The 23238-nt window shown below is 66.9% G+C and carries 27 protein-coding genes; 18 read left to right on the forward strand and 9 right to left on the reverse strand.

Annotated features, from left to right (window positions below):
• A partial coding sequence (locus VMD50_RS16835) for a DUF535 family protein (RefSeq protein WP_325428869.1) occupies window positions 1-682 on the forward strand: 682 nt, incomplete at its 5' end.
• Window positions 683-1181: 499 nt separating this feature from the next.
• Window positions 1182-1979, forward strand: a complete 798-nt coding sequence (locus tag VMD50_RS16845; protein ID WP_325428870.1) for a TIGR04255 family protein — start codon at window positions 1182-1184, stop codon at window positions 1977-1979.
• On the opposite strand, the gene VMD50_RS16850 is transcribed toward VMD50_RS16845, so the two are convergent.
• Window positions 1969-2877, reverse strand: a complete 909-nt coding sequence (locus tag VMD50_RS16850; protein ID WP_325428871.1) for a class I SAM-dependent methyltransferase — start codon at window positions 2875-2877, stop codon at window positions 1969-1971. The two genes, VMD50_RS16845 and VMD50_RS16850, sit on opposite strands and share 11 nt — an antisense overlap.
• A gap of 162 nt (window positions 2878-3039) precedes the next feature.
• Here VMD50_RS16850 and VMD50_RS16855 point away from each other — a divergent pair, with 162 nt between their 5' ends.
• Window positions 3040-3450 (forward strand): ArsR/SmtB family transcription factor, encoded by a 411-nt coding sequence (locus VMD50_RS16855; protein ID WP_325428872.1) that lies wholly within the window; start codon window positions 3040-3042, stop codon window positions 3448-3450.
• Between the two features lie 40 nt (window positions 3451-3490).
• Window positions 3491-3694, forward strand: a complete 204-nt coding sequence (locus VMD50_RS16860) for a zinc transporter Slc39a7 (RefSeq protein ID WP_325428873.1) — start codon at window positions 3491-3493, stop codon at window positions 3692-3694.
• Window positions 3695-3717: 23 nt separating this feature from the next.
• On the opposite strand, the gene VMD50_RS16865 is transcribed toward VMD50_RS16860, so the two are convergent.
• Window positions 3718-4716 carry an oxygenase MpaB family protein gene (locus VMD50_RS16865; protein WP_325428874.1) on the reverse strand — a complete coding sequence of 333 codons (999 nt, stop codon included), beginning with the start codon at window positions 4714-4716 and terminating at the stop codon, window positions 3718-3720.
• Between the two features lie 66 nt (window positions 4717-4782).
• On the opposite strand from VMD50_RS16865, the gene VMD50_RS16870 reads away from it, so the two are divergent.
• The 5 genes from VMD50_RS16870 to phoU all read left to right on the forward strand — a co-directional run bounded on the left by VMD50_RS16870 (window position 4783) and on the right by phoU (window position 10717).
• Window positions 4783-5397 (forward strand): TetR/AcrR family transcriptional regulator, encoded by a 615-nt coding sequence (locus VMD50_RS16870; protein WP_325428875.1) that lies wholly within the window; start codon window positions 4783-4785, stop codon window positions 5395-5397.
• A gap of 165 nt (window positions 5398-5562) precedes the next feature.
• Window positions 5563-6579, forward strand: a complete 1017-nt coding sequence (locus tag VMD50_RS16875; RefSeq protein WP_325428876.1) for an acyl-ACP desaturase — start codon at window positions 5563-5565, stop codon at window positions 6577-6579.
• A gap of 18 nt (window positions 6580-6597) precedes the next feature.
• On the forward strand, window positions 6598-7731 hold the full coding sequence (gene dusB, locus VMD50_RS16880; RefSeq protein ID WP_325428877.1) for a tRNA dihydrouridine synthase DusB: 1134 nt from the start codon (window positions 6598-6600) through the stop codon (window positions 7729-7731).
• 166 nt (window positions 7732-7897) lie between these two features.
• Window positions 7898-10003, forward strand: coding sequence for an LCP family protein (locus VMD50_RS16885; RefSeq protein WP_325428878.1), 2106 nt, complete (start codon window positions 7898-7900; stop codon window positions 10001-10003).
• A gap of 57 nt (window positions 10004-10060) precedes the next feature.
• Complete coding sequence (gene phoU / locus VMD50_RS16890) at window positions 10061-10717, forward strand: phosphate signaling complex protein PhoU (RefSeq protein ID WP_325428879.1); 657 nt, start codon at window positions 10061-10063, stop codon at window positions 10715-10717.
• A 27-nt stretch (window positions 10718-10744) separates the two neighbouring features.
• On the opposite strand, the gene pstB is transcribed toward phoU, so the two are convergent.
• The 6 genes from pstB to VMD50_RS16920 all read right to left on the reverse strand — a co-directional run bounded on the left by pstB (window position 10745) and on the right by VMD50_RS16920 (window position 16515).
• A complete protein-coding gene (gene pstB / locus VMD50_RS16895) occupies window positions 10745-11521 on the reverse strand; it encodes a phosphate ABC transporter ATP-binding protein PstB (RefSeq protein WP_325428880.1) in 777 nt (258 codons plus the stop codon).
• An 11-nt stretch (window positions 11522-11532) separates the two neighbouring features.
• A complete protein-coding gene (pstA, locus tag VMD50_RS16900; protein ID WP_325428881.1) occupies window positions 11533-12447 on the reverse strand; it encodes a phosphate ABC transporter permease PstA in 915 nt (304 codons plus the stop codon).
• Complete coding sequence (gene pstC, locus VMD50_RS16905; protein ID WP_325428882.1) at window positions 12444-13499, reverse strand: phosphate ABC transporter permease subunit PstC; 1056 nt, start codon at window positions 13497-13499, stop codon at window positions 12444-12446. Before pstC ends, pstA begins: the two co-directional genes overlap by 4 nt.
• 42 nt (window positions 13500-13541) lie before the next feature.
• A complete protein-coding gene (gene pstS, locus VMD50_RS16910) occupies window positions 13542-14666 on the reverse strand; it encodes a phosphate ABC transporter substrate-binding protein PstS (RefSeq protein WP_414686095.1) in 1125 nt (374 codons plus the stop codon).
• A 149-nt stretch (window positions 14667-14815) separates the two neighbouring features.
• Window positions 14816-15739, reverse strand: coding sequence for a mycothiol synthase (gene mshD / locus VMD50_RS16915; protein WP_325428883.1), 924 nt, complete (start codon window positions 15737-15739; stop codon window positions 14816-14818).
• Window positions 15736-16515: a winged helix-turn-helix transcriptional regulator gene (locus VMD50_RS16920; protein ID WP_325428884.1), complete on the reverse strand. Its 780-nt coding sequence runs from the start codon at window positions 16513-16515 to the stop codon at window positions 15736-15738. The genes mshD and VMD50_RS16920 overlap by 4 nt, the downstream gene beginning before the upstream one ends.
• 176 nt (window positions 16516-16691) lie before the next feature.
• Here VMD50_RS16920 and lmeA point away from each other — a divergent pair, with 176 nt between their 5' ends.
• The 7 genes from lmeA (at window position 16692) to VMD50_RS16950 (ending at window position 20624) form a co-directional block, all read left to right on the forward strand.
• The gene (gene lmeA, locus VMD50_RS16925) at window positions 16692-17504 is read left to right on the forward strand and encodes a mannan chain length control protein LmeA (RefSeq protein WP_325428885.1); all 813 of its coding nucleotides are present in this window, start codon (window positions 16692-16694) and stop codon (window positions 17502-17504) included.
• Window positions 17501-17929: a thioredoxin family protein gene (locus VMD50_RS16930; RefSeq protein WP_325428886.1), complete on the forward strand. Its 429-nt coding sequence runs from the start codon at window positions 17501-17503 to the stop codon at window positions 17927-17929. The genes lmeA and VMD50_RS16930 overlap by 4 nt, the downstream gene beginning before the upstream one ends.
• A 29-nt stretch (window positions 17930-17958) precedes the next feature.
• On the forward strand, window positions 17959-18048 hold the full coding sequence (locus VMD50_RS29880) for an Ms5788A family Cys-rich leader peptide (protein WP_414686096.1): 90 nt from the start codon (window positions 17959-17961) through the stop codon (window positions 18046-18048).
• Window positions 18049-18156: 108 nt separating this feature from the next.
• On the forward strand, window positions 18157-18633 hold the full coding sequence (locus VMD50_RS16935) for a DUF4395 domain-containing protein (RefSeq protein WP_325428887.1): 477 nt from the start codon (window positions 18157-18159) through the stop codon (window positions 18631-18633).
• A 33-nt stretch (window positions 18634-18666) separates the two neighbouring features.
• Entirely contained in the window at window positions 18667-19509 is an 843-nt protein-coding gene (locus tag VMD50_RS16940; protein ID WP_325428888.1) for a sulfurtransferase, read from the forward strand.
• A 1-nt stretch (window position 19510) separates the two neighbouring features.
• On the forward strand, window positions 19511-19813 hold the full coding sequence (locus VMD50_RS16945; RefSeq protein ID WP_325428889.1) for a DUF1416 domain-containing protein: 303 nt from the start codon (window positions 19511-19513) through the stop codon (window positions 19811-19813).
• Between the two features lie 142 nt (window positions 19814-19955).
• On the forward strand, window positions 19956-20624 hold the full coding sequence (locus VMD50_RS16950; RefSeq protein WP_325428890.1) for a heme-binding beta-barrel domain-containing protein: 669 nt from the start codon (window positions 19956-19958) through the stop codon (window positions 20622-20624).
• A 250-nt stretch (window positions 20625-20874) separates the two neighbouring features.
• Here the strand turns inward: VMD50_RS16950 and VMD50_RS16955 are convergent, their stop codons facing one another.
• Complete coding sequence (locus VMD50_RS16955) at window positions 20875-21741, reverse strand: aminodeoxychorismate lyase (protein WP_325428939.1); 867 nt, start codon at window positions 21739-21741, stop codon at window positions 20875-20877.
• Window positions 21742-21799: 58 nt separating this feature from the next.
• Between VMD50_RS16955 and ygfZ the strand changes: the two genes are divergently transcribed.
• Window positions 21800-22882: a CAF17-like 4Fe-4S cluster assembly/insertion protein YgfZ gene (ygfZ, locus tag VMD50_RS16960; RefSeq protein WP_325428891.1), complete on the forward strand. Its 1083-nt coding sequence runs from the start codon at window positions 21800-21802 to the stop codon at window positions 22880-22882.
• Between the two features lie 146 nt (window positions 22883-23028).
• Entirely contained in the window at window positions 23029-23223 is a 195-nt protein-coding gene (locus tag VMD50_RS16965) for a DUF3073 domain-containing protein (protein ID WP_325428892.1), read from the forward strand.
• Window positions 23224-23238 lie beyond the last annotated feature (15 nt).

The following is a 23238-nucleotide window of genomic DNA, read 5'->3' on the forward strand; positions in this document are numbered from 1 at the left end:
GTTCGAATCGCGCCAGTGGACTGATGATTACCGCCGGGCCGTATATGGGGGCCCCGGTTTAGAGTTGTGGCGCAGTCATGGGGGCGGAGCGGTTTTCACTATCAGGCTGGAGGCTGGAAGTCGGTACGTGCCAGAAGGTGATCTGAGCATAGTCTTATCGGTGGACAACGCGGCGCTGCACCGACTTAACTTTAGTTGGCTGGCCGATACGCAGGATGGAACTATGACGCCCTTCCTGGGCTCTTCGCAAACAGTCCGCAACACCGAGGCCTTGTTCGCCTTCGAACGATACTTTCCTCATAACTCACCAGCTTTCTTCAGCTTCGCGGCCGTTGAGGGCGTAGCACGCGTCGTCGGCTGTAGGGCGATACTTGCCGTTCGCGGCGACGAGCAGATTTCCGCTGGCAAGGGTCGCGGCGCACAATTCAAGAACGCGTACGACAACTTCTGGCGAGCTTTGGGCGGCTGGGACTGCGGCCGACAAGGGTTTTTAGTCCCGTTGCCAGCACACCAAAAGCCGTTGAGCAAGCTCTCCAGCAGTCACCGAAGGCGTGCCCAGGAGCGGCGCAGGCACTGGAAGGCGATTGAAGCGGCGACGGTCGAGACTCTCGAGCCATTTTTGTCAGGGATCTCTTCATCAGCCAAGGAAGGCCATTACGCCGAGTCGCCATGCAGTGAATAGGCATGGCCGCCCCAGGGTCATGAGGACCACTCACGATCGTCTTCGCAGCCCCGGCTGTATCGCACTGGATCGAAACCGAACCGGTTGGAACATCGAGAAATTCGTCCGCACCGTGTGCCGCTACCACACCTTGACGACCCAAGCCGGACGCCAGACCCTCACCGCCGCCGAACCTCTATCCGATGACCTGGCCGAAGCCCTCACCAACATCGGCTCCATGGGGTGTCCTCCCGCCACGGCCGTGGCCGGGATCGGATCGGGAGGGCCGATCATCCTGCTCTTTCCCAGGTTTAAATTCTTGGCTTCGTCCTGGGTTCCAGTCCTGGTGGGGGCACTGAAAACGGCACTGAAAACGGTTATTACCTCGGCCAATGCGGCCTGCGCGCCCCCTCCGCCATGCCCGACACCGCTGAATCTCCGCCCGCGCGCTCTCCGGCCAGGGCGCCGCACCGTGTGCCCTCGTTCGGACGGCGAGGGGCTTGGCTTATGCTCACACACTGTGAGTGTCGATGCGGCCTACCCCAACGCGCCAGTAGCCCTGGTAACCATGGAAATCCGTCACCCAGCAACGGATTCCCTCACCGAATCCTCGAGCGGAGAGCTCAGACGCCTGCTCGCAGACCTCCTGCCCATCGAACGCCAGGCCCAGGACGTGGCCTGGGCGATGGGTGCCGGCGGAAGTCCGCAACCGACCGCCGAGCGGTTCGTCCGTTACGTCAACCGCGATAACACTCTTGCCGCCTCGATGAAGACCCAGGCCGTCGTCATCGAAACCACCGCATACACCAACTTCGAGACATTGGTCGATCTGGTGATGCGGGTCATCGATGCCCGCTCGCAGTTTTCGCCCATCGTCGGGGTGGAACGCCTCGGTCTGCGCTACGTCCTCGAGATCCGCGTGCCCCAGGGCGTGGACGGCCGCATCGAATGGGCCAACTGGATCGCCGAGCCGCTGCTCGGACCGCAGCGCATCGCCCCCGCCGGGCTGACCCTGACCGAATGGCAGGGAGCCGCGGTCTACCGCGAGGCGAACCCCGGTAAGTCGATGATCGTGCGCTACGGCCCAGGCGTGGGCCAGGCGCTGGACGCCAGCTACCACCTGCGCCGGACGATGCCGGCCGCACAGGGACCGTTCTTCCTGCTGGACATTGACAGCTTCTGGACTCCGCTCGGATCCATCCCCGAGTACGACCGGAACGCGGTCCTGACGACTTTCCAGGACCTCTACGATCCCGCCCGCACCGTGTTTCAGGAGATGCTAACCAACCGCCTGAAGGACGACCTGCTCAGCCGGTAAGGCCAGTAAACACAGCGCTGCCGTACGTCACATCGGCGAAGGCTTGGGCGACGTCGTCGTCGGGATAGCCGAAACCGTTCGCCGCGTGCAACTGCTTGACGTTTTGCGACGACGTCCGCCAGCCGCGCTTGTCCAGATAGTCGAGGATGTGGCTGCGCTGCCCGTGATACACGAGGTCGTTGAAGTCGATCTCGAATCCGAGTTCGCTCATCCGGTCATGGTGTGCGCGCCAGCGCGGATCGGCGAAAACCGCGGTGTCGGGCACGAATTCGAAGGCCAGCCGGCTGCCCGGGGCGCTCAATGCGGTGATGTTGTCGAACAGGGCGTCCTGGGCTTCGTCGGGCAGGTAGACCAATAGGCCCTCGGCGCTCCACGCTGCGGGCGCCTTCGGATCGAAGCCCGCGGCCCGCAGCGCCGCCGCCCAGTCGTCGCGCAGGTCGATGGCGACGGTGCGCCGCTCGGCGGTCGGCTCGGCGCCGAGGTCGCGCAGCGTCAGCGTCTTGAACTCGATCACCTCCGGCATGTCGACCTCATAGACGACGGTGCCCGACGGCCACGGCAGGCGGTATGCGCGCGCGTCGAGGCCCGACGCGAGGATGACCACCTGGCCGATGCCGCCCCCTGCCGCGCCGAGGAAGAACTGGTCGTAAAACCTGGTGCGGCAGGCCATCCCGCGAGCCATGCGCTGCGGATCGAACTCGGATTCCTCGCCGACCGGAATCTGGCCGTTCACCAACCGGACGTAGACGTCGATGCCGACCGCGCGCACCAACGGCGCCGCGTACGGGTCCTCGATCAGGTTCTCGTCGCTGGACAGCGCCCGCTGGGCGGCGACCATGGTGGCCGTCGCCCCGACGCTCGTCGCCAGATCCCAACGATCACGATCGGTGCGCGCCACGATGGTCCCTCATCCCGAGCCGAAAAATATAGACTGTCTAGTTACTACCACAGCGCCGATCGGCGCCCCGCGGGGCTACCCTCCGCGCAAAGCGCCGGTCGTTCCGCCCGGCTGAATGCCGCGGACATTGCGGGGGTGAGGGTGTTCGCTTACTATCTGCGTATGCATGCAGGTAATAGCGAAAGCCGCTTGCCCGACGACCAGGCCGGTCTCGTCGTCGAGGTTTTCCGTATGCTGGCCGACGCCACCCGCGTGCAAGTGCTCTGGTCGCTGACGCATCGCGAGATGTCGGTCAACGAACTCGCCGAACACGTGGGAAAGCCGGCGCCGTCGGTCTCCCAGCACCTCGCGAAGCTGCGGATGGCGCGACTGGTGCGCACGCGCCGGGACGGAACCAGCATCTTCTACAGCCTGGAGAACGACCACGTCCGGCAGCTCGTCATCGACGCGGTCTGCAACGCCGAGCACGCCGGTCCCGGGGTTCCCCGTCATCACCGGGGCGAGGGCGAATTGAAGGCGCTCGCCGGGTCGCCATCGACCCGAAGCGCTCGATCACGTCGCGGCCCGGCCTGACGACCTTAAGGAACAACACTTCACATCGGAAGGTGACTCGATGACCGAGCAGCACAGCCATGACGCGCCGCACGCGCACGAACACCACCACGCCGACGTGGCCCACTCACACGCGCACACCATGCACGAGCACGACCACGTCACGCATGAGCACCCCCACACTCACGAAGATGGAACCGAGCACACCCACCGGCACGTGCACCAGTCCGACCTCGAAGGCGCGCACAACCACGCCCACGGGTAGTCATGCCTCGGCGTCGGGCTGGGTCAGTGGACCTGTGGGCAATAGTGTTTCGGGTTGCCGCGCTCGTCCAACGGCGGCAGGTTGCGCGTGGGTGTCTGCACCAGCGGCGCATCGCACGGGATTCGACCGGTGACGCGATCCCAGCCGGCGCGCGCCCTCGGATGTTTACGGTATCGCCTCGGCACGCAGGCAAAGACGACACGGACGAAGTCGCCGAAACGCCTGTGCAGCCATTCGTCGGGACGCGACCACCGGTAGCCCAGCAGCTCGCGCACCGGCGGATCGTAGAGACCGACGGTGAGCCACACGAAGAACGGGGCCAGCAGTTTGCGCTGAGCGGCCCACAGCGGGTCCGGAAGCCATTGGGCGAACGGCGGTTTGGGCAGCTCGGTCAGATCGAGAACCGCGCGGGCCGCCCAGTTGTCCTCTAAGACGTTGCGGCACATGTGGTCCCAGTAAACCTTGAAGTCCTCCCAGGACGCCGGCACCGGTCGCATGCTCATGCCGTACATGCGATACCACTCGACGTGCTCGTCGAAGAGCCGGCGCCGCTGCGCCTCGGTCAACCCGCCGCAAAACCGCTCGGCCACATGGATCGTTCCGACGAAGAAGGTCGCGTGGGCCCAGTAGAAGACATCGGGATTCAACGCGTGATAGCGCCGTCCCTGTTCGTCGACGCCCTTGATGTCGGTGTGGTAGTCGCGCACCTCGGCGCCGGTGACCGGGGCGCGGTCGCCGTCGAAGACGACGCCACCGATCGGGTACAACGAGCGCAGCAGGCGGGGCCAACGCTCCCGGAAGAACGTCGAGTGGTCGATGACCGCCGCGCCCAGCTGCGGGTGCATGTTTTGCATGGATCCCGCCCAGGGCCCCTGCAACATGCCGCGCCAGTCCCCGAAATACCGCCAGGTCAGGGAGTCGGGGCCGAGCGGCGTCGGCGGCGCCGCGTAGCCCGGCGGCGACACCGGGCAGCCGCCGGAGCCGCTGGTCAGCGGGCGGGGTGCGGAAGTATGTTGAGTCACTATTGGATTCCTGTAAGTATCGGCAATCTGACTACATGCGTTGTCACTTTAGAGCTTAGGAGCGATGTGCCGACCGGTCAACGACGGGGCCGTTGGACCGGCGTCCCCCTAGAGAGCCGCCACGCCCTCCGCCGCGACAATCTCATCACCGCCGGCGTGCAGCTGCTCGGCAGCGATCGCGGCCCCGCGCTGACCGTGCGGGCCGTGTGCCGCAAGGCCGCGCTCACGGAGCGCTACTTCTACGAAAGTTTCTCTGACCGTGACGAATTCGTGCGCGCCGTCTACGACGATGTCTGCACGAGGGCGATGAACACCCTCACCTCGGCGAAGACGCCGCGTGAGGCCGTCGAGCAATTCGTCGAGCTGATGGTCGACGACCCCGTGCGCGGGCGGGTGCTGCTGCTGGCGCCAGCGGTGGAGCCGATATTGACCCAGTCGGGGGCGGAGTGGATGCCCAACTTCATCGACTTGCTGCAGCGCAAGCTGTCCCGGATCGGCGATTCGGTGCTGCAGAAAATGATCGCCACCAGCCTCGTCGGCGGGCTGACGAGTTTGTTCACCGCCTACCTCAACGGCCGGCTCGGGGCCAGCCGCAAGCAATTCATCGACTACTGCGTCAACATGCTGTTCACCGCGGCGGCGCCCTATGTATCTCCCGGCGAGCAGACGATATCCGAGTAGCGGTTTCCACCCGCGCCGCCCCGGCTAGACCGAAGGAACCAGGCTTTCCGCACCGGGGTTCGACGTCAAAGACCACCACGGCGCGCGGGCTGGAGAAACTTGATGCTACCGGCGGGCACAGATATATTGACTGCTACCCGTAGACACAGATAACTGGGAGGGACCATGTCAGCCCAGCTGACCGACCTACAGCTGCTGCACGAGCTGGAGCCGGTGGTCGAGAAGTACCTCAACCGGCATCTGAGCGTGCATAAGCCCTGGAACCCGCACGACTACATCCCATGGTCAGACGGAAAGAACTATTACGCGCTCGGCGGGCAGGATTGGCATCCCGAGCAGAGCAAGCTTTCCGATGTTGCCCAAGTGGCGATGGTGCAGAACCTGGTCACCGAGGACAACCTGCCGTCGTATCACCGCGAGATCGCGATGAACATGGGCATGGACGGCGCCTGGGGGCATTGGGTCAACCGCTGGACCGCCGAGGAAAACCGGCACGGCATCGCGCTGCGCGACTACCTGGTGGTGACGCGTTCGGTCGATCCCGTCGAGTTGGAAAAGCTGCGCATCGAGGTGGTCAACCGGGGCTTCAGCCCGGGGCAGAACCACCAGGGCGAGTACTTCGCCAACAGCCTGACCGACTCCGTCCTCTACGTCAGCTTCCAGGAGCTGGCCACCCGGATTTCGCATCGCAACACCGGCAAGGCATGCAATGACCCCGTCGCCGACCAGCTGATGGCCAAGATCTCGGCCGACGAGAACCTGCACATGATCTTCTACCGCGACGTCAGCGAGGCCGCGTTCGACCTCGTCCCGAACCAGGCGATGAAGTCGCTGCACCTGATCATCAGCCATTTCCAGATGCCCGGCTTCCAGGTGCCCGAGTTCCGGCGCAAAGCCGTGCTCATCGCCGTCGGGGGCGTCTATGACCCGCGCATCCACCTCGACGAGGTCGTCATGCCGGTGCTGAAGAAGTGGCGCATCTTCGAGCGCGAGGACTTCACCGGTGAGGCGGCCAAGTTGCGCGACGATCTCGCCCTGCTGGTCCAGGAACTCGAGCTGGCCTGCGACAAGTTCGAGGTGTCCAAGCAGCGTCAGCTCGAGCGGGAAGCCCGCACAGGCAAGAGGACCACCGCCTACGAGCTGCACAAGACCGCGGGCAAGCTCGCGATGAGCCGACGGTAGTCCGGCTCGGGACAAAAATTGCGTATCGGTCCGATCACGCTCGCCAGCCCGGTCGTGCTGGCCCCCATGGCCGGCGTGACCAACGTCGCGTTCCGGACGCTGTGTCGCGAGATCGAACGAGGGAAGGCCGGAACCGTCAGCGGGCTCTACGTCTGCGAGATGGTCACCGCCCGCGCGCTCGTCGAGCGGCATCCGGTCACCATGCACATGACGACGTTCGCGCCGGACGAGTCACCCCGCTCGCTGCAGCTCTACACCGTCGACCCGGCGACCACCTACGCGGCCGCCAGGATGATCGTGGACGAGAACCTGGCCGACCACATCGACATGAACTTCGGCTGCCCGGTGCCCAAGGTCACCAAGCGCGGCGGCGGCGCGGCGCTGCCGTTCAAGCGGCGGCTGTTCGGCCAGATCGTCGCCGCGGCCGTGCGGGCCACCGAGGGCACCCCGATACCGGTGACCGTCAAGTTCCGCATCGGCATCGACGACGAGCACCACACGCACCTGGACGCCGGCCGCATCGCCGAAGCCGAGGGTGCGGCCGCGGTCGCGCTGCACGCCCGCACGGCCGCGCAGCGTTACTCCGGCAGCGCCGACTGGGAACAGATCGCGCAGCTCAAGCAACAGGTGCGGACGATCCCGGTGCTCGGCAACGGCGACATCTATGACGCCAGCGACGCGCTGGCGATGATGGCCACCACCGGATGCGACGGCGTGGTCATCGGCCGCGGCTGCCTGGGCCGGCCGTGGCTGTTCGCCGAGCTGTCGGCCGCCTTCACCGGTGGCCCGGCCCCGACCCCGCCCAAGCTCGGCGAGGTTGCCGACATCGTGCGCCGGCATGGCCGGCTCCTGGCCGCGCATTTCGGCGAGGACAAGGGCATGCGCGACATCCGCAAGCACATCGCCTGGTACCTGCACGGCTTCCCCGCCGGATCCGAATTGCGCCGGGCGCTGGCCATGGTCAAGACGCTGGACGAACTCGACGCGCTGCTCGACCGGTTGGACGGCGCGGTGCCGTTCCCGGACGCGGCGACCGGCCCTCGGGGCCGGCAGGGCTCGCCGGCCCGCGTGGCCCTTCCCGAAGGCTGGCTTGCCGACCCGGACGACTGCACAGTGCCGGCCGGGGCGGACGTCATGCATTCGGGTGGCTAAGCGTTAACACGCTCGAAATCGCATCGCTGGCGAGAACTCAGTACGATGTGGAACTTGCTGCATTGCGCTTCGGTGGGGGTCGGTTCGGTGCCGCTGCAGGAGCGCGTTGAGATTCGCGCACGAGCACCTTTCACGCCCGCATCAGAACCTCGGAGGCCGATAGGACATGGGTGACGGCCCTGACGCCACTCGTGACCATCGGCGCACCTTAGAGCCAATGCCGGGCTCCGCCCCGTGGGAACGGTTCACCGAACCACCGGCCGATCACGGCGTCCACCGATGGCTTGCCGGGCCGGCGTTGATCGAGCCCTCGGCCGGCGAGCCCGAAAAGGCCGGCTGCCACACCGGCGGCGGGCTCACCGTCGCCGAATTGATCGCCAAGGTCGGGGGCCCGATCACTGCCCGGCCCAGTCACCGTCGCGCCGCCCCGGACGCCCAGCCTTCCGAGTCCGCGCCGGACGTGCCCGTCGAGCTGCAGGACACGCAGGTGATCGAGACCCCGGCCTATTCGCTCGACACCACCTCGGAGCTGCCCGACCTCGGGGTCACCAATTACCCCATCGACGGCGAGTTCGACTCCGACGAGCCCGAGGCGCCGACCGCGCGCCGGCGCGCACGGTTCCGCGGAAGGTCGACGGTCACCCCGGACGCCAAGCGCGCGCCCAAGGCCCGCGAGCCCAAACCGAACTCCCGCCGGCGGCCGATACTCCTCGCCGCGCGCTCGGCGGCGGCCTTCTCCGCCGTACTGGCGCTGGCGCTGACCGGTGGCGCGTGGCAATGGAGCGCGTCGAAGAACAACCGCCTCAACATCATCAGCGCGCTCGACCCGAATTCGAGCGACATCCGCGATCCCGGTGGGCAGTACGGCGACGAAGACTTCCTGATCGTCGGCGTCGACTCGCGTGCCGGGGAAAACGCGGACATGGGCGCCGGAACCACCGATGACGCCGATGGCGCGCGATCGGACACCGTCATGCTGGTCAACATCCCGGCGAACCGTAAGCGCGTGGTCGCGGTGTCGTTTCCCCGCGACCTGGCGATCACCCCGATGCAATGCGAGGCCTACAACCCCAACACCGGCAAGTACGGACCCATCTACGACCAGAAGAAGGGGACCTGGGGCCCCAAGATGGTCTACACCGAGACCAAGCTGAACTCGGCCTACGCGTTCGGCGGCCCGAAATGTCTGGTCAAGGAGATCCAGAAGCTGTCCGGCCTGAGCATCAACCGGTTCATCGCCGTGGACTTCGCCGGGTTCGCGAAAATGGTCGACGCCCTCGGCGGCGTCGAAGTCTGCAGCCGCACCCCGCTACACGACTACGAATTGGGCACGGTCCTGGACCATGCGGGACGCCAAGTCCTTGACGGCGCAACCGCGTTGAACTACGTGCGAGCCCGCCAGGTGACGACCGAGACCAACGGCGACTACGGTCGCATCAAGCGCCAGCAGTTGTTCTTGTCATCCCTGTTGCGATCGCTGATCTCCGAGGACACGTTGTTGGACCTCAACAAGCTCAACAACGTCGTCAACATGTTCATCAGCCTCACCTCCGTCGACAACGTCAAGACCAAAGACCTGGTTCAGCTGGGTCAATCGTTGCAGGGCATGGCGGCCGGTCACATGACGTTCGTCACCGTCCCGACCGGCATCACCGACCAGAACGGCGATGAGCCGCCGCGGATGGCCGACATGCGGGCGCTTTTCGATGCCATCATCAACGACGATCCACTGCCCGAGGAAAACGACCAGAACGCCAAGCCTTTGGGCGGGACTTCTCCGACGTCGGGGCCCAGCGCGGGACCCAGCAAAGCGCCCACCACCAAGAAGACGCCGACACCCACCACCGAGGCTCAGCACCAACAGGTGACGACGACGTCGCCGCAAGATGTCACGGTGCGGGTTTCCAACGCGACCACGCAGAGCGGGCTGGCCGCCACCGCGACCAAACAGCTCAAGACCAACGGCTTCAACGTGATGACGCCCGATGACTACCCGAGTTCGGTGAACGCGACGACGGTGTTGTTCTCGCCCGGCAACGAACAGGCCGCCGCCACGGTGGCGTCATCGTTCGCCAACGCGAAGGTCCAGCGGGTCTCGGGCTACGGGCAGGTCATTCAGGTGGTTCTGGGCCCTGACTTCAACTCGGTCGTCACTCCCGCGCCCAGCGGCTCGTCGATCAGCATGCAGATCGAGCGCGGTTCGGGCAACGCGCCTACCCAGCTGCCCGACGACCTGACGGTGACCAACGCGGCCGACACGACCTGCGAGTAAAGATTTTTGGAGTACCGCGGCGCCAGTTTCCCGCGTCGAGAACGTAGGCTTGGCAGCATGCGGACGGCCTACCATGAGCAGCTCTCGGAGTTATCCGAGCGCCTAGGTGAGATGTGCGGGCTGGCGGGGATCGCTATGGAGCGGGCAACCCAAGCCCTGCTGCAGGCCGATCTGGTGCTGGCCGAACAAGTGATTTCCGACCATGAAAAGATCGCGGCACTCAGCGCGCAGGCCGAGGAAAGCGCCTTCGTGCTGCTGGCCCTGCAGGCGCCGGTCGCCGGTGACCTGCGGTCCATCGTCAGCGCCATCCAGATGGTGGCCGACATCGACCGAATGGGTGCGCTGGCGCTGCACGTCGCCAAGATCGCCCGCCGACGGCACCCGCAGCATGCGCTGCCCGAGGAGGTCAACGGGTATTTCGCCGAAATGGGCAGGGTCGCAGTGGAATTGGGTAACAGCGCGCGAGAGGTGGTGTTGTCCCGCGACCCGGAGCAGGCGGCCCAGATCGCCGAGGAAGACGACGCCATGGACGATCTGCACCGGCATTTGTTCTCGGTCCTGATGGACCGGGAATGGAAGCACGGCGTAGCCTGCGCCGTCGACGTGACGTTGCTGGGCCGGTTCTACGAGCGCTTCGCCGACCACGCCGTCGAGGTTGCGCGGCGCGTCATCTTCCAGGCGACCGGCATCCTGCCCGAGGAGGACAAGAGATAGCCGTCCCGGCCCGGATCGTCTCCGGACTCAGCCGAAGCGGCCGGAGATGTAGTCCTCGGTCGCTTTCTCGGTCGGGTTGGAGAAAATCTTCTCCGTGTCGTCGACCTCGATCAGCCGGCCGGGCTTTCCTGTGGCTTCCAGGTTGAAGAACGCCGTCTGATCGCTCACCCGGGCGGCCTGCTGCATGTTGTGGGTGACGATGACGATGGTGTAGTCCTGTTTCAGCTCGCTGATCAGATCTTCGATCGCCAGCGTCGAGATCGGGTCCAGCGCGGAGCACGGCTCGTCCATCAGTAACACATCGGGTTGCACGGCAATGGCGCGTGCGATGCACAACCGCTGCTGCTGCCCCCCGGACAGTCCACCGCCGGGCTTGTCCAGCCGATCCTTGACCTCATTCCACAGGTTCGCGCCGCGCAACGAGTGCTCGGCCGTCTCGTCGAGCATCTTGCGATTGCGCACGCCTTGCAGCTTCAAGCCGGCTACTACGTTGTCACGAATCGACATGGTGGGGAACGGGTTCGGCCGCTGGAACACCATGCCGATCGACCGGCGCACGCCGACCGGGTCGACCCCAGGGGCGTAGATGTCCTGATCGTCGAGCAGCACGCTGCCCTCGACCCGGCCGCCCGGGACCACCTCGTGCATCCGGTTGAGCGTGCGCAACACGGTCGTCTTGCCGCAGCCCGACGAACCGATGAACGCGGTCACGCTGCGAGGCAGAATCGACATCGTCACATCCGCCACCGCCTTGAACGACCCGTAGTAGATGTTGACGGATTTGAGGTCCAACCGCTTGGCCACTGATCTCCTGCCTACGACTTCTTGGGGACATACCTTCTCGCGACCACCCTGGCCCCGATATTGATGACTGCGATCACCAGGATGAGGGTTAACGCCGCACCCCACAACCGGTCCGTGGGCGCCGGGCTGATGCCCGCGCCTGCCGATGTCTGGTTATACATCATGCCGGGCAACGACCCCATGAATCCGCGGAAAACGTTGAAGTTCATCGACTGTGAATAACCGGCCAGGATCAGCAGTGGCGCCGTCTCACCCATCACCCTGGCCACCGCCAACATGATCCCGGTGATGATCCCGGACAGTCCCGCGGGAATGACCACCCTGGCGATCGTCTTCCACTTCGGGATTCCCAGCGCGTAGCTGGCCTCACGCAGGTCAATCGGAACGATCCGCAGCATCTCCTCGGTGGCGCGCACGATCACGGGAACCATCAGCATGACGAGGGCCAACGACACCGCGAACCCCGAACGGGGAAGCCCCAGCGTCGCCACCCACAGCGCATAGATGAACAACGCCGCCACGATTGAGGGCACGCCCGACAGGATGTCCACCATGAACGTGGCGAGCCTGCCCAGGGGGGTGCCGCCACCGTACTCGACCAGGTAGATCGCCACCAGGATCCCGATCGGCACAGAGATGACGGCCGAGACGAGCCCCAGCAGCAAGGTGCCGACGACCGCGTGGTACACGCCGCCGCCCGCCACGAATGCGGTCATGCCCGCCTGTGAATGCGTCCACCACACGGTCGAGCCAATCGCCTTGTACCCCTTGGCAATCACCGAGTAGAGCACCAGCAGCAACGGTGTCACCGCGATCGCCATCGACAGCGTCACCAGCGCGGTGGCCATGGTGTTCGCCACCCGGCGACGGCGCCCGAGCCCCGAGAAGCCCCGCACCTTGAGCGGACGGTCCAACATCGAGGTCATCGGCCGGCCCGTCTGTTGCGGGCGCCGACGCCTCTGCTGGTGGCGCCGCGCGCCAGGGCGTCGATGAGGAAGGTCAGCAGGAACAGGACCAGTCCCGCCGCGATATAGGCACCGGCCTGGTATCGGTCGTGGAACTCCGGGGCGGTGGCCGCGATCTTGGTCGCGAAGGTCGAGCCGCCGTCGAACAGCGACCAACCGAACGCGGCCTGGGTACCCCGCAGAATGATCAGCAGCGCGACCGTTTCGCCCAGGGCACGGCCCAGGCCCAGCATCGCGCCGCTGACGTACCCGGATCGCCCGAACGGCAGCACGGTCGTCTTGATCACTTCCCAGCGCGTGGCGCCCAGCGCCAGCGCGGCCTCGACCTCGTCGTGCGGGGTCTGGACGAACACCTCACGGGTGACGGCGGTAATGATCGGCAGGATCATCACCGCCAACACGATCCCGCCTGTGAAGATCGTGCCGCCCCCGGCGACCGACGCGTTGCCGGTGGCGAACAGGAAGCACCAGCCGAAGCTGCGATTCAGCCAGGTGGCGACGGGTCGCAGCAGCGGCGCCAGCACGTGCAGGCCCCACACGCCATAGACGATCGAGGGAACCGCGGCCAGCAAATCGACCGCGTATGCCAGTGGTGTCGCGACCCGCCGCGGCGCGTACTGCGTGATGAAGAGGGCAACGCCCAACGCGATCGGCATGGCCAGAATCAACGCGAACAGCGCCACGAACACGGTGACCTGGAGCAGCTCGAAGACTCCGAAATGCATGGCCGAGGTGTCGGTGGTGACCCAGTTGCCGCCGTAGCTGAAGAAGTTCTCCCGGTTGCGCTTCAAGGCCGGGATCGCGCTCAGCAGGAGAAAGCCACCGATGGCCGCGATCAGGACCGCGATCAGGGCGCCGGAACCCTGCGCCAGCCAGCGAAAAACTCTGTCTCCCAAACGCGGCTGGGCATGGCCCCATGGGCTGATCGGCACCACCGGCGACTCGGGGACGGGCGCAGCGACGACCGCACCCGAACCCGCAGCGGATGGGTCTGCCCCTGAAGACACCGTCACTCTGGTCCCGCCACGGCTGCTGTCGCTCCTTGTGCCCACCGGCTACTGCACGGCGTTGATCGCGCTAACCAGTCGCTCCTTGACTTTATCGGGCAGCGGCACATAACCGGCGGACGTAAGACCGGCCTGCCCGTTGGTCGCGGCCACGCTCAGGAACGACTTGACCGCCGCCGACGTATCCGTGTCGTAGCCCTTCGAGCACACGATCTCGTAGCTGGCCAGCACCAACGGGTAAGTATCCGGCCGCTGGGTGGCGTACATCGGGTCCAGATCGAGTACCAGGTCGTTGCCGTCGGCCACGAAACTGGCCGCTTGGATGGCCTTGCCGGCCGTGTCGTTGGTCAGCGGAACCACGCCGTTACCGGTGTCGATCAGGGCGTACGGGACACCGGCCTGGTCGGCGAAACCCTTCTCGACGTAGCCGATCGCGCCCGGGGTGGCCCGCACGGCCTGGATCACCCCCGCCGACTTCGCGGCCCCTTCGCCGACACCACCCTGGAACTCCGTTCCCACCCCCCGGGTCCAGCTTTGCGGGGCAGAGGCCGTCAGGTACTTCTGGACGTTATCGGTCGTTCCCGACGAGTCCTCCCGGTAGATCGGCACGATGTTGGTGTCGGGCAGCGCCACGCCGGGATTCAGTGCCGCCAGTATCGGGTCGTTCCAGGCGGTGATCCTGCCGCTGAAGACCTTGGCGAGGGCGTCACTGCTGAGGACCAACTTCTGGATCCCCGGCAGGTTGTACACCAGCGCGACCGGCCCGAAGACCAGTGGCAGGTCCCACGCCGGGTTTCCGCCGCAGCGTTTGGCGGCCGGGCCGATCTGGTCGGCGACCAGCGGCGAGTCGGATCCCGCGAAGTCGACGTGACCCGCGATGAACTGCTCGCGGCCGGCGCCCGACCCGGTCGGGTTGTACGCCACGGACTTGCCCGGGCAGGACTGCCCCCACACCTGATTGAACAGCGACATCGCGTTCTGCTGGGCGGTCGAGCCCTCCGCCGTCAGCCCGTTTTTGCCCGCACAGCCCGCCGTGCCGGCGAGTCCCGAGATCGTGGCCGTCGGCGCGCCGCGACGGTTGTCGTCGCTGCCGCAGGCGGTCGACGTCGCACCGCAGATCGCCAGCGCCAACGTCGCGACCGTCAGCGCCCTGCCCTTCTTGTCGACCCTCACCGATCTCGCTTTCTGACGCACTCCCCCGACGCACGCGGGCGCTGCCGGCGGCCTCCCAAGCAAGGTTGCCAACTCACCGCGAAAGTATGCGTCGGTGCAGCCCACAGAAGTCGGTGGAGATGAATGCCGGGTGAACAGGCTGCTCGCGGTCAGGAGGTGGCCAACCCATAGGCGGTGTCGACGCTGTGGGTGCTGAAGCCCAGGCGCTCGTAAGTCCGCACCGCGGCGACGTTGTCAGACTCGACGTAGAGCATCACGGTGGGTTCGGCCGATCCGGCCAGGCGGCGTGCCAGCGATTGGATCCCAATGGCTGTCAACATGTGCCCGAGGCCCAGGCCCTGCGCCGACGGATCGACCCCGACGACGTAGACCTCGCCCAAGCCCGCTTGCTCGGGGTGCACCTTGGTCCAGTGGAAGCCCAGTAGCCTGCCCGCCTGATCGCTGTCGGGGGCGCCGAACGCCAGAAACAAGCCCGCCGGGTCGAACCAGGGTTCGCCGCGCCGTTCCGCCAGATCGGCATCGGTCCACCCGCCCTGTTCGGGGTGTTGGGTGAACGCGGCGTTGTTGACGCGCAGCAGCTCGGCGTCGTCGGCCGTCCCCCGGTAGGTGCGAACCTCCACCCCGGGAACCCGCGGCACGGAGTCGGGCGCGTCGCGCAGCGAGCGTCGCATCTGGACGAGTTCGCGCACCGGGACCAGACCAAGGGCGGAGGCGGTCGCCCGGGCCGACTCGAGGGTGCCGTGCGCCCAGAATTGGTTGTGCCCACCGGTTTTGGCCACCGCCGCGCGTCCCATGGCGGCGCCGATACCGCGCCGGCGGGCCTCGGGGTGCACCACCAGTTCCGCCATCCCCGCGCCGCCGTCACGGGGCGGGCTGAGATTCAGGTAGCCCGCGATCGCGCCCGGTTGGGCACCAGCGATCAGCAGGTGTTCGGTGCGGTCGTGCCCGAGTTCGCGCAGCACCTGCTCGCCGACGGGCGCTACCCCATCGAATTCGGTTGCCGCCGAGATGAGTTCGCGCACGCTCTGCTGCTCGGCGCGGGTCAGCGTCGAACGCCAGTCGGGCGGAGTCACTGACTGCGCAACGGGTCGCCCAGCGGTTCTCGCAGATCCTCGGAATGGGACTCCGCCTCATCGGCGGCGTCGTCGGCTGCACTGGGTTCCGCAATCGGCGCTCGGCCGCGTGCCGGCCGGACGGCCTTGTAACCCACGTTGCGCACCGTGCCGATCAACGCCTCGTATTCGGGCCCCAGCTTGGCCCGCAGTCGACGTACGTGCACATCGACCGTGCGGGTGCCGCCGAAGAAGTCGTAGCCCCAAACCTCGTGCAGCAGCTGCGCCCGGGTGAAAACCCGGCCGGCGTGCTGGGCCAGGTACTTCAGCAACTCGAACTCCTTGTAGGTGAGGTCGAGTGGGCGGCCCCGCAGCCTGGCGGTGTAGGTGCCCTCGTCGATCACCAGCTCGCCCAGGCTGACCTTGCCCGCGCTTTCCTGGTCGGCCAGCCCGCCGCGGCGGCCGACCACCAGCCGTAGCCGGGCGTCGATCTCGGCGGGCCCGGTGCCGGGCAGCAGGATCTCGTCGAGCCCCCAATCGGCGCTGACGGCCACCAGACCGCCCTCGCTCACCACAGCCAGGACGGGGACCGAGCGGCCCGCAGTGCTCAAGAGCCGGCACAGGCCGCGCGCGGACGACAGGTCGGTGCGCGCGTCGACGAGCACGGCGTCCGCGGTCCCGGCCTCCAGCAACGAGGATGGTTCTGGCGGCGCCGTGCGGACGGTGTGAGGAAGCAGCGACAACGACGGCAGCACTGGGTCGGGATGCAGCTCCGAGGTCAGCAGTAATAGCTCCAACTAGCCCCTCCAGGTCGGGGGGAAGGCGTCTCCCAATTCGGTAACGCCACGACGCGTTAGTCGCCAGGTCATCTAACGATAACTTGCCACCTGCCATTTCGCCGTGGGGTGCCAGGCAGTGTGAGCCCCGCCACCGGACGGTCCGCGGCGAAGCTGCCACGGGATTACGCGACAATGTGGGGATGCGCAAGGTGCTGATCGGCGCGGCGGCGGTGGCGATCGCCGTGGCCGTACCCGTCGTCGGCGCCGTCGGCGTCGACTTCGGAACCAGCATCTACGCCGAGTACCGGCTGTCGACCACCATGCACAAGGTGGCGAATCTCGGCTCCGACCCGTTCGTCGCCATCGTGGCGTTCCCCTTCATCCCGCAGGCGATGCGCCATCACTACAACCAGCTCGAGATCAAGGCCAACGCCGTCGATCACTCGACGGTCGGCACGGCCACCCTCGAAGCCACGATGTACTCGGTGGACCTGACCGACGCGTCCTGGCTGATCAGACCCGACGCAAAGCTCCCCGTCGGCAGGCTGGAGAGCCGCATCATCATCGACTCGACACATCTGGGCCGCTACATGGGCATCAGCGACCTGATGGTTGAGGCTCCGCCCCGGGAAACCAACACCGCCACAGGCGGCGTCACCGTATCGGGCATCTCCGACAGCCACGGCCTGGTGTTCAGCGGCACCCCACACTCGGCCGGCTTCGAGCACCGGGTCAGCGTCTCGGTGGACCTTTCCATCGCCCCCGACGACCCGGCGACGCTGGTGGTCACGCCGAGGGGCGTCCTGACCGGGCCCGACACCGCCGATCAAGCCGTTCCGGACGACAAGCGCGACGCGGTGCTGCGGGCGTTCAGCACCAGGCTGCCCAACCAGCGGCTGCCGTTCGGAGTGGGGCCAACCTCAGAGGGCGCGCGCGGATCCGATGTCATCATCGAAGGCGTCGCCCGGGGAGTGATCCTGACGCTCGAAGGGTTCAAGCAGTCATGATTGCCGTCGTCATCTCGACCGTTGCGGCCGTCGTCGTGGCGACCCTCGGCGGATGGCTGCTGACCCGCAGGTCGGGAAGAATCCGTGAGGTTCATTCGGATCCGGGCGGCGGAGCCGACACCGCGGACCTGGCGCTGTCTCGCAGCGGGCCGACCATCGTGCACTTCAGCGCGCCGTGGTGCGGGCCCTGCGATCGGGTTCGCCGGGTGGTCGGCCAGGTCTGCGAGGACATGGGCGACCCGGGGTCTCCTATAGCCCACCTCGAGATCGATCTGGACGCCGACCCGGGGACGGCCCGGCGGTTTTCGGTGCTGTCGCTGCCCACCACCTTGATCTTCGATGCCGAGGGGCGGCAACGATACCGCGCCTCCGGGGTGCCCAAGGCCGCCGACCTGCGTTCGGCGCTGCAGCCTCTGTTGGCCTGAGCGCTACGTCATTGGGTAAGCTTGCCGGCGTGTCAGCCCGCCTGGAGCCCATGCTCACCAAGCGTCGCGCAGTCGATCTGTGCCGCATTGCGGGCTGTTGTTGTTGCTGTAGCTGCTGAGTAGCAGCGCCTGCGCGCACTCGGAGCAGCTTCGGACCCCTCGCGGGGCTCCTCAGAGGCGTGCCTCCACCCGTCTTCCGCGCAACAAGAGTTTCTAGGAGTAGTCCCGTGCCGAGCAGCAACATCGTCGTGCAGCCCGACCGCGTCGACGTGCGCGGGCCCAGGTTCGCCGCCTGGGTCACGTCCGCGGTCCTTTTGCTCACGCTTATCGTTTCAGCAGCCAGCCCGCCGGCGGCTGCGCTCATTCTCGGGGCGCAGGCGGTGGTCTTTGCCGTCGGCGCCATCGGCGGGCCCCGCCGGCACCCCTATGGGCGGGTGTTTGCCGCCGTCGTGGCGCCCCGGCTGGGACCCGTCAAGGAGCGCGAACCGGCGGCACCGCTGAAGTTCGCCCAACTCGTCGGCCTGATCTTCGCGATCGCCGGCGTCGCGGGATTTGTGGCCGGCGCCTTTGTGGTCGGCTTTTACGTCGGCCTGGTCGCCACCGCGGCCGCGCTGGTGGCCGCCTTCCTGAACGCGGCCTTCGGCATCTGCCTGGGCTGCCAGCTCTACCCGCTGGTCGCACGCTTCCGGGCGACTCCCGCATAACTTCGTCAGCAGCAATCGAAAGGAACACCCCACATGGCACGCTCCGACGTCCTGGTCTCCGCGGACTGGGCCGAGAGCAATCTCAGCAATCCCGGAGCCACGAACGTCGTCTTCGTCGAAGTGGACGAGGACGCCGGCGCTTACGACACCGGCCACATCGCCGGCGCGGTCAAGCTCGATTGGCGCACCGATTTGCAGGACCCGGTCAAACGCGACTTCGTGGACGCGCAGCAATTCTCCAAACTGCTGTCCGACCGCGGCATCTCCAACGACGACACCGTGATCCTCTACGGCGGCAACAACAACTGGTTCGCCGCCTACGCCTACTGGTATTTCAAGCTCTACGGCCACGACAAGGTCAAGCTCCTCGACGGCGGCCGCAAGAAGTGGGAACTCGACGGACGCACGCTTTCCACCGACACCGTCAACAGGCCGGCCACCTCCTACACCGCGGCCCCGCCGGACAACAGCATCCGCGCCTTCCGTGACGAGGTGATCGCGGCCATCAACGTCAAGAACCTGGTCGACGTGCGCTCCCCCGACGAGTTCTCGGGCAAGATCCTCGCACCGGCGCACCTGCCGCAGGAGCAAAGCCAGCGGCCGGGCCACGTCCCCGGCGCCATCAACGTGCCCTGGAGCAGGGCCGCGAACGAGGACGGCACCTTCAAGTCTGATGAGGAATTGGCGAAGCTGTACGCCGACGCCGGGCTCGACGGCACGAAGGAAACCATTGCGTACTGCCGGATCGGGGAACGCTCGTCGCACACCTGGTTCGTGCTGCGGGAATTGCTCGGCCATAAAAACGTCAAGAACTACGACGGCAGTTGGACGGAATACGGCTCCCTGGTGGGTGCCCCGATCGAGTTGGGAAGCTGATATGTGCTCTGGACCGAAGCAAGGACTGACGTTGCCCGCCAGCGTCGATCTGGGGAAGGAAACGGTGATCACGGGCCGGGTCGTGGATGGCGACGGCCAGGCGGTGGGTGGCGCGTTCGTCCGCCTGCTGGACTCCTCGGACGAGTTCACGGCCGAGGTCGTCGCGTCGGCCACCGGTGACTTCCGGTTCTTTGCCGCACCCGGGTCCTGGACGCTGCGCGCGCTGTCCCCGATCGGCAACGGCGACGCCGTGGTGGCGCCGTCCGGTGCGGGCATTCACGAGGTGGACGTCAAGATCGCCTGACGCACCGGCCGGTCTCCGGCGTCCGCGGGACGAATAGACTCGACCCCGTGGTGCTCTTCTTCGAGATCATGCTGGTGGTATCGGTCGTGGTCATCTCATGGTTCGCGCTGTACACCCTCTACCGGCTCATCACTGACGAGTCGTGAGCTCCGACGTGGGCCCCGATGGCCCGGTCGCTCCCGGCGGCTCCGGTGACCGTGCGGTGGCCGCCGCGGCCGAACGCGCCAAGGTGACCGCTTCCCGCAACATCCCCGCCTTCGACGATTTGCCGGTACCGGCCGACACCGCAAACCTGCGCGAAGGCGCCAACCTCAACGACGCGCTGCTGGCGCTGCTGCCGCTGGTCGGGGTGTGGCGTGGTGAGGGTGAGGGCCGCGGACCCGATGGGGACTACCGGTTCGGCCAGCAGATCGTGGTCTCGCACGACGGCGGTGACTATCTGAATTGGGAAGCGCGATCCTGGCGGCTCAACGACACCGGCGGGTACCGGGAACCCGGCCTACGCGAGACGGGGTTTTGGCGCTTCGTCAGCGACCCCGACGATCCGACCGAGTCGCAGGCCATCGAATTGTTGTTGGCCCATTCGGCCGGTTACATCGAGTTGTTCTACGGGCGGCCCCGCACGCAATCGTCGTGGGAGCTGGTGACCGATGCCCTGGCCCGCAGTCGCTCGGGCCTGCTGGTCGGTGGCGCCAAGCGCCTCTACGGAATCGTCGAAGGCGGAGATCTCGCCTACGTCGAGGAACGGGTGGATGCCGACGGCGGCCTGGTGCCGCATCTTTCGGCGCGGCTGTCGCGGTTCGCGGGATAGTGGCCCACGGGGGTCACGACATGGAACGACCCCCGAGCAAAGCTCCTGGTTGGACTGACCGGAAGCTCGGGGGCCGGGTGGCTACGGGGAATTCGCCAGCGCGCGTTGATCGCCGACTCTTCCGAGCCAGTGCAGCTAGCGCGTAGCCACCTCACATGTCCATGAAGCTATCAATTTCGCGGACCACCTCCCTTCTTGTGTACCGCCGACCGTACCGGGTAAATCGCAAGCCGACAACAGAATTCAGCGTTCAGCGATCGCTGACGATGGCCGCGTCGACCAGTTCGGCGAATTCGGTCGCGATCGGGGATCGGACCAGCCGCCGACCGTCGAGCGTGTGCACGCGCGCCGCCAGCGTCATGCTCGATATCAGCCAAATGCCTTGTGCCGCTTGCAGATCGGCGACCCGCAACGCGCGATAGTCGCAGTCGTAGCCCTTGGCCCTAGCCACCTCGAAGAGGGCCTGTTGCGTGGTGCCCCGCAGGATCGGGTACCACGGCGGCGGTGTCAGCAGGCAGGGGGCGCCGTCCGCGCCGGCATCGGTGGCGATCACCACCGTCGAGCGCGGGCCTTCCAGGATGTAGCCGTCGGAGCTGACGAAGATGACGTCACCGGCGCCCTGCCGGGCGGCGTGCCGCAACGCGGCCATGTTGACCGCATACGACAGCGTTTTGGCGCCCGCCAGCAGCCACGGCGTGGCGTCGGCGGCGTTGGCTGGCACCCCGCGGTTCAGCGTGATCGCCGAGAGCCCGTCGCGGCGGACCGCGGCCACCCGTTCCGGGACGGGGTTGACCATCACGTAGGCGGTCGGCGCGGAACCGCCCTCGCGGCCGCGGCTGCAGATCAGGCGCATCGCGCCCTCGTCGGCGGTGACGGCGGCCCACCGGCGCGCGGCCTCCTCGATGGCGCGCCGCCAACTGGGCAGGTCCGGCGCGGGCAGGTCCATCAACTTGGCGGACTGGGTCAGCCGCTGCAGATGCGACTCCACCAAACAGGCCCTGCCGTCACGGACCAGCAGCGTCTCGAAGACGCCGTCGCCGCGGACGGCCGCCAGGTCGTCGGCGTGCAGCAGCGGCGTGCCCGGCGGATGGATCCCACCGTCCGGCGTGACGATCACACCCATGTCGGCCATGGATCGTAAGCCTAGCCGCGGGCCGGGTCCGTAGAGTTGACCTGTGGCTGCCGTCCTTGCCCCCGATCCCGGGCCCGACGCCGGCGCGGTCTGGCATTACGGCGACCCGCTGGGCGAGCAACGTGCGATCGAAACCGGGGCGGTGGTGATCGACCGGTCGCACCGCGCGGTGCTCACCCTGACCGGCAAGGACCGGCAGACCTGGCTGCACAGCATCTCCACCCAGCACGTGAGCGAATTGCCCGAGGGCGCCAGCACCGAGAACCTCAGCCTCGACGGCCAGGGCCGCGTCGAGGACCACTGGGTCCAGACCGAGCTGGGCGGCACGACGTACCTCGACACCGAGCCCTGGCGGGCCGAGCCGCTGCTGGACTACCTACGCAAGATGGTCTTCTGGTCCGAGGTCACGCCGGCCGCCGGGGACATGGCGGTGCTGTCGCTGCTGGGTCCGCGGTTGGCCGACCGGGCGGTGCTTGACACGCTCGGTCTCGACGCCCTGCCCGCCGAGCTGACCGCGGCTCCGGTCGCCGGCGGTGGCTTTGTGCGACGGATGCCCGCCGCCCCCGCGGGCCAGATCGAGCTGGACCTGGTGGTGCCACGCGGCGAGGCGGCCGGCTGGCGCAACCGCCTGACGCAGGCCGGTCTGCGGCCGGCCGGGGTGTGGGCCTACGAAGCCCATCGGGTGGCGGCGCTGCGCCCGCGACTCGGCGTCGACACCGACGAGCGCACGATCCCGCATGAGGTGGGTTGGATCGGCGGTGCCGTGCATCTGGACAAGGGCTGCTATCGCGGGCAGGAGACCGTGGCACGGGTGCACAACCTGGGCAAGCCGCCGCGGATGCTGGTGTTGTTGCACCTCGACGGCTCGGTGGAGCGTCCTTCGACGGGTGATGCCGTGCTCGCCGGCGGTCGTGCCGTCGGGCGCCTCGGAACCGTCGTCGAGCATGTGGACCTCGGGCCGGTGGCCCTGGCGATGCTCAAGCGGGGGGTGCCGGCAGACACGCCGTTGACGACGGGCCCCGAGGGCGCGGTCGCGGCGGTTATCGACGCCGATTCCTTGCCCGCGACCGAACACGTCGGCGCGGGGCGGCTGGCCGTTGAACGGTTGCGGGGCGGTGCGAGATAATCGTCGATGACGTCCGCCACAGCGAGCAGGGGTCACCGACACCCGGCCATGAGGCACGGTAAACTGTCGGCAGGACAATAACGACACCAGAGATCGGAGCCGCCTACTCGTTAGGCCGCTCCGTTATTGCGCGAGGGGGTTCCCCCATGGGCCGCGGCCGGGCGAAGGCAAAGCAGACCAAGGTTGCTCGAGAACTCAAATACAGTTCCCCGCAAACCGACTTCCAGCGGCTTCAGCGCGAGCTGTCAGGAACGGGCGACGAAGAATCCAACGAGCTGGATGACTCGGACGGGCCAGGCCCAGACAATTCTTGGGACGACGACGACGAGTGGCGCCGCTAGAACCGGAAACCACTG

Origin of the sequence: Mycobacterium sp. (genome assembly GCF_035506235.1) — a bacterium.
Taxonomy (GTDB): Bacteria; Actinomycetota; Actinomycetes; order Mycobacteriales; family Mycobacteriaceae; genus Mycobacterium.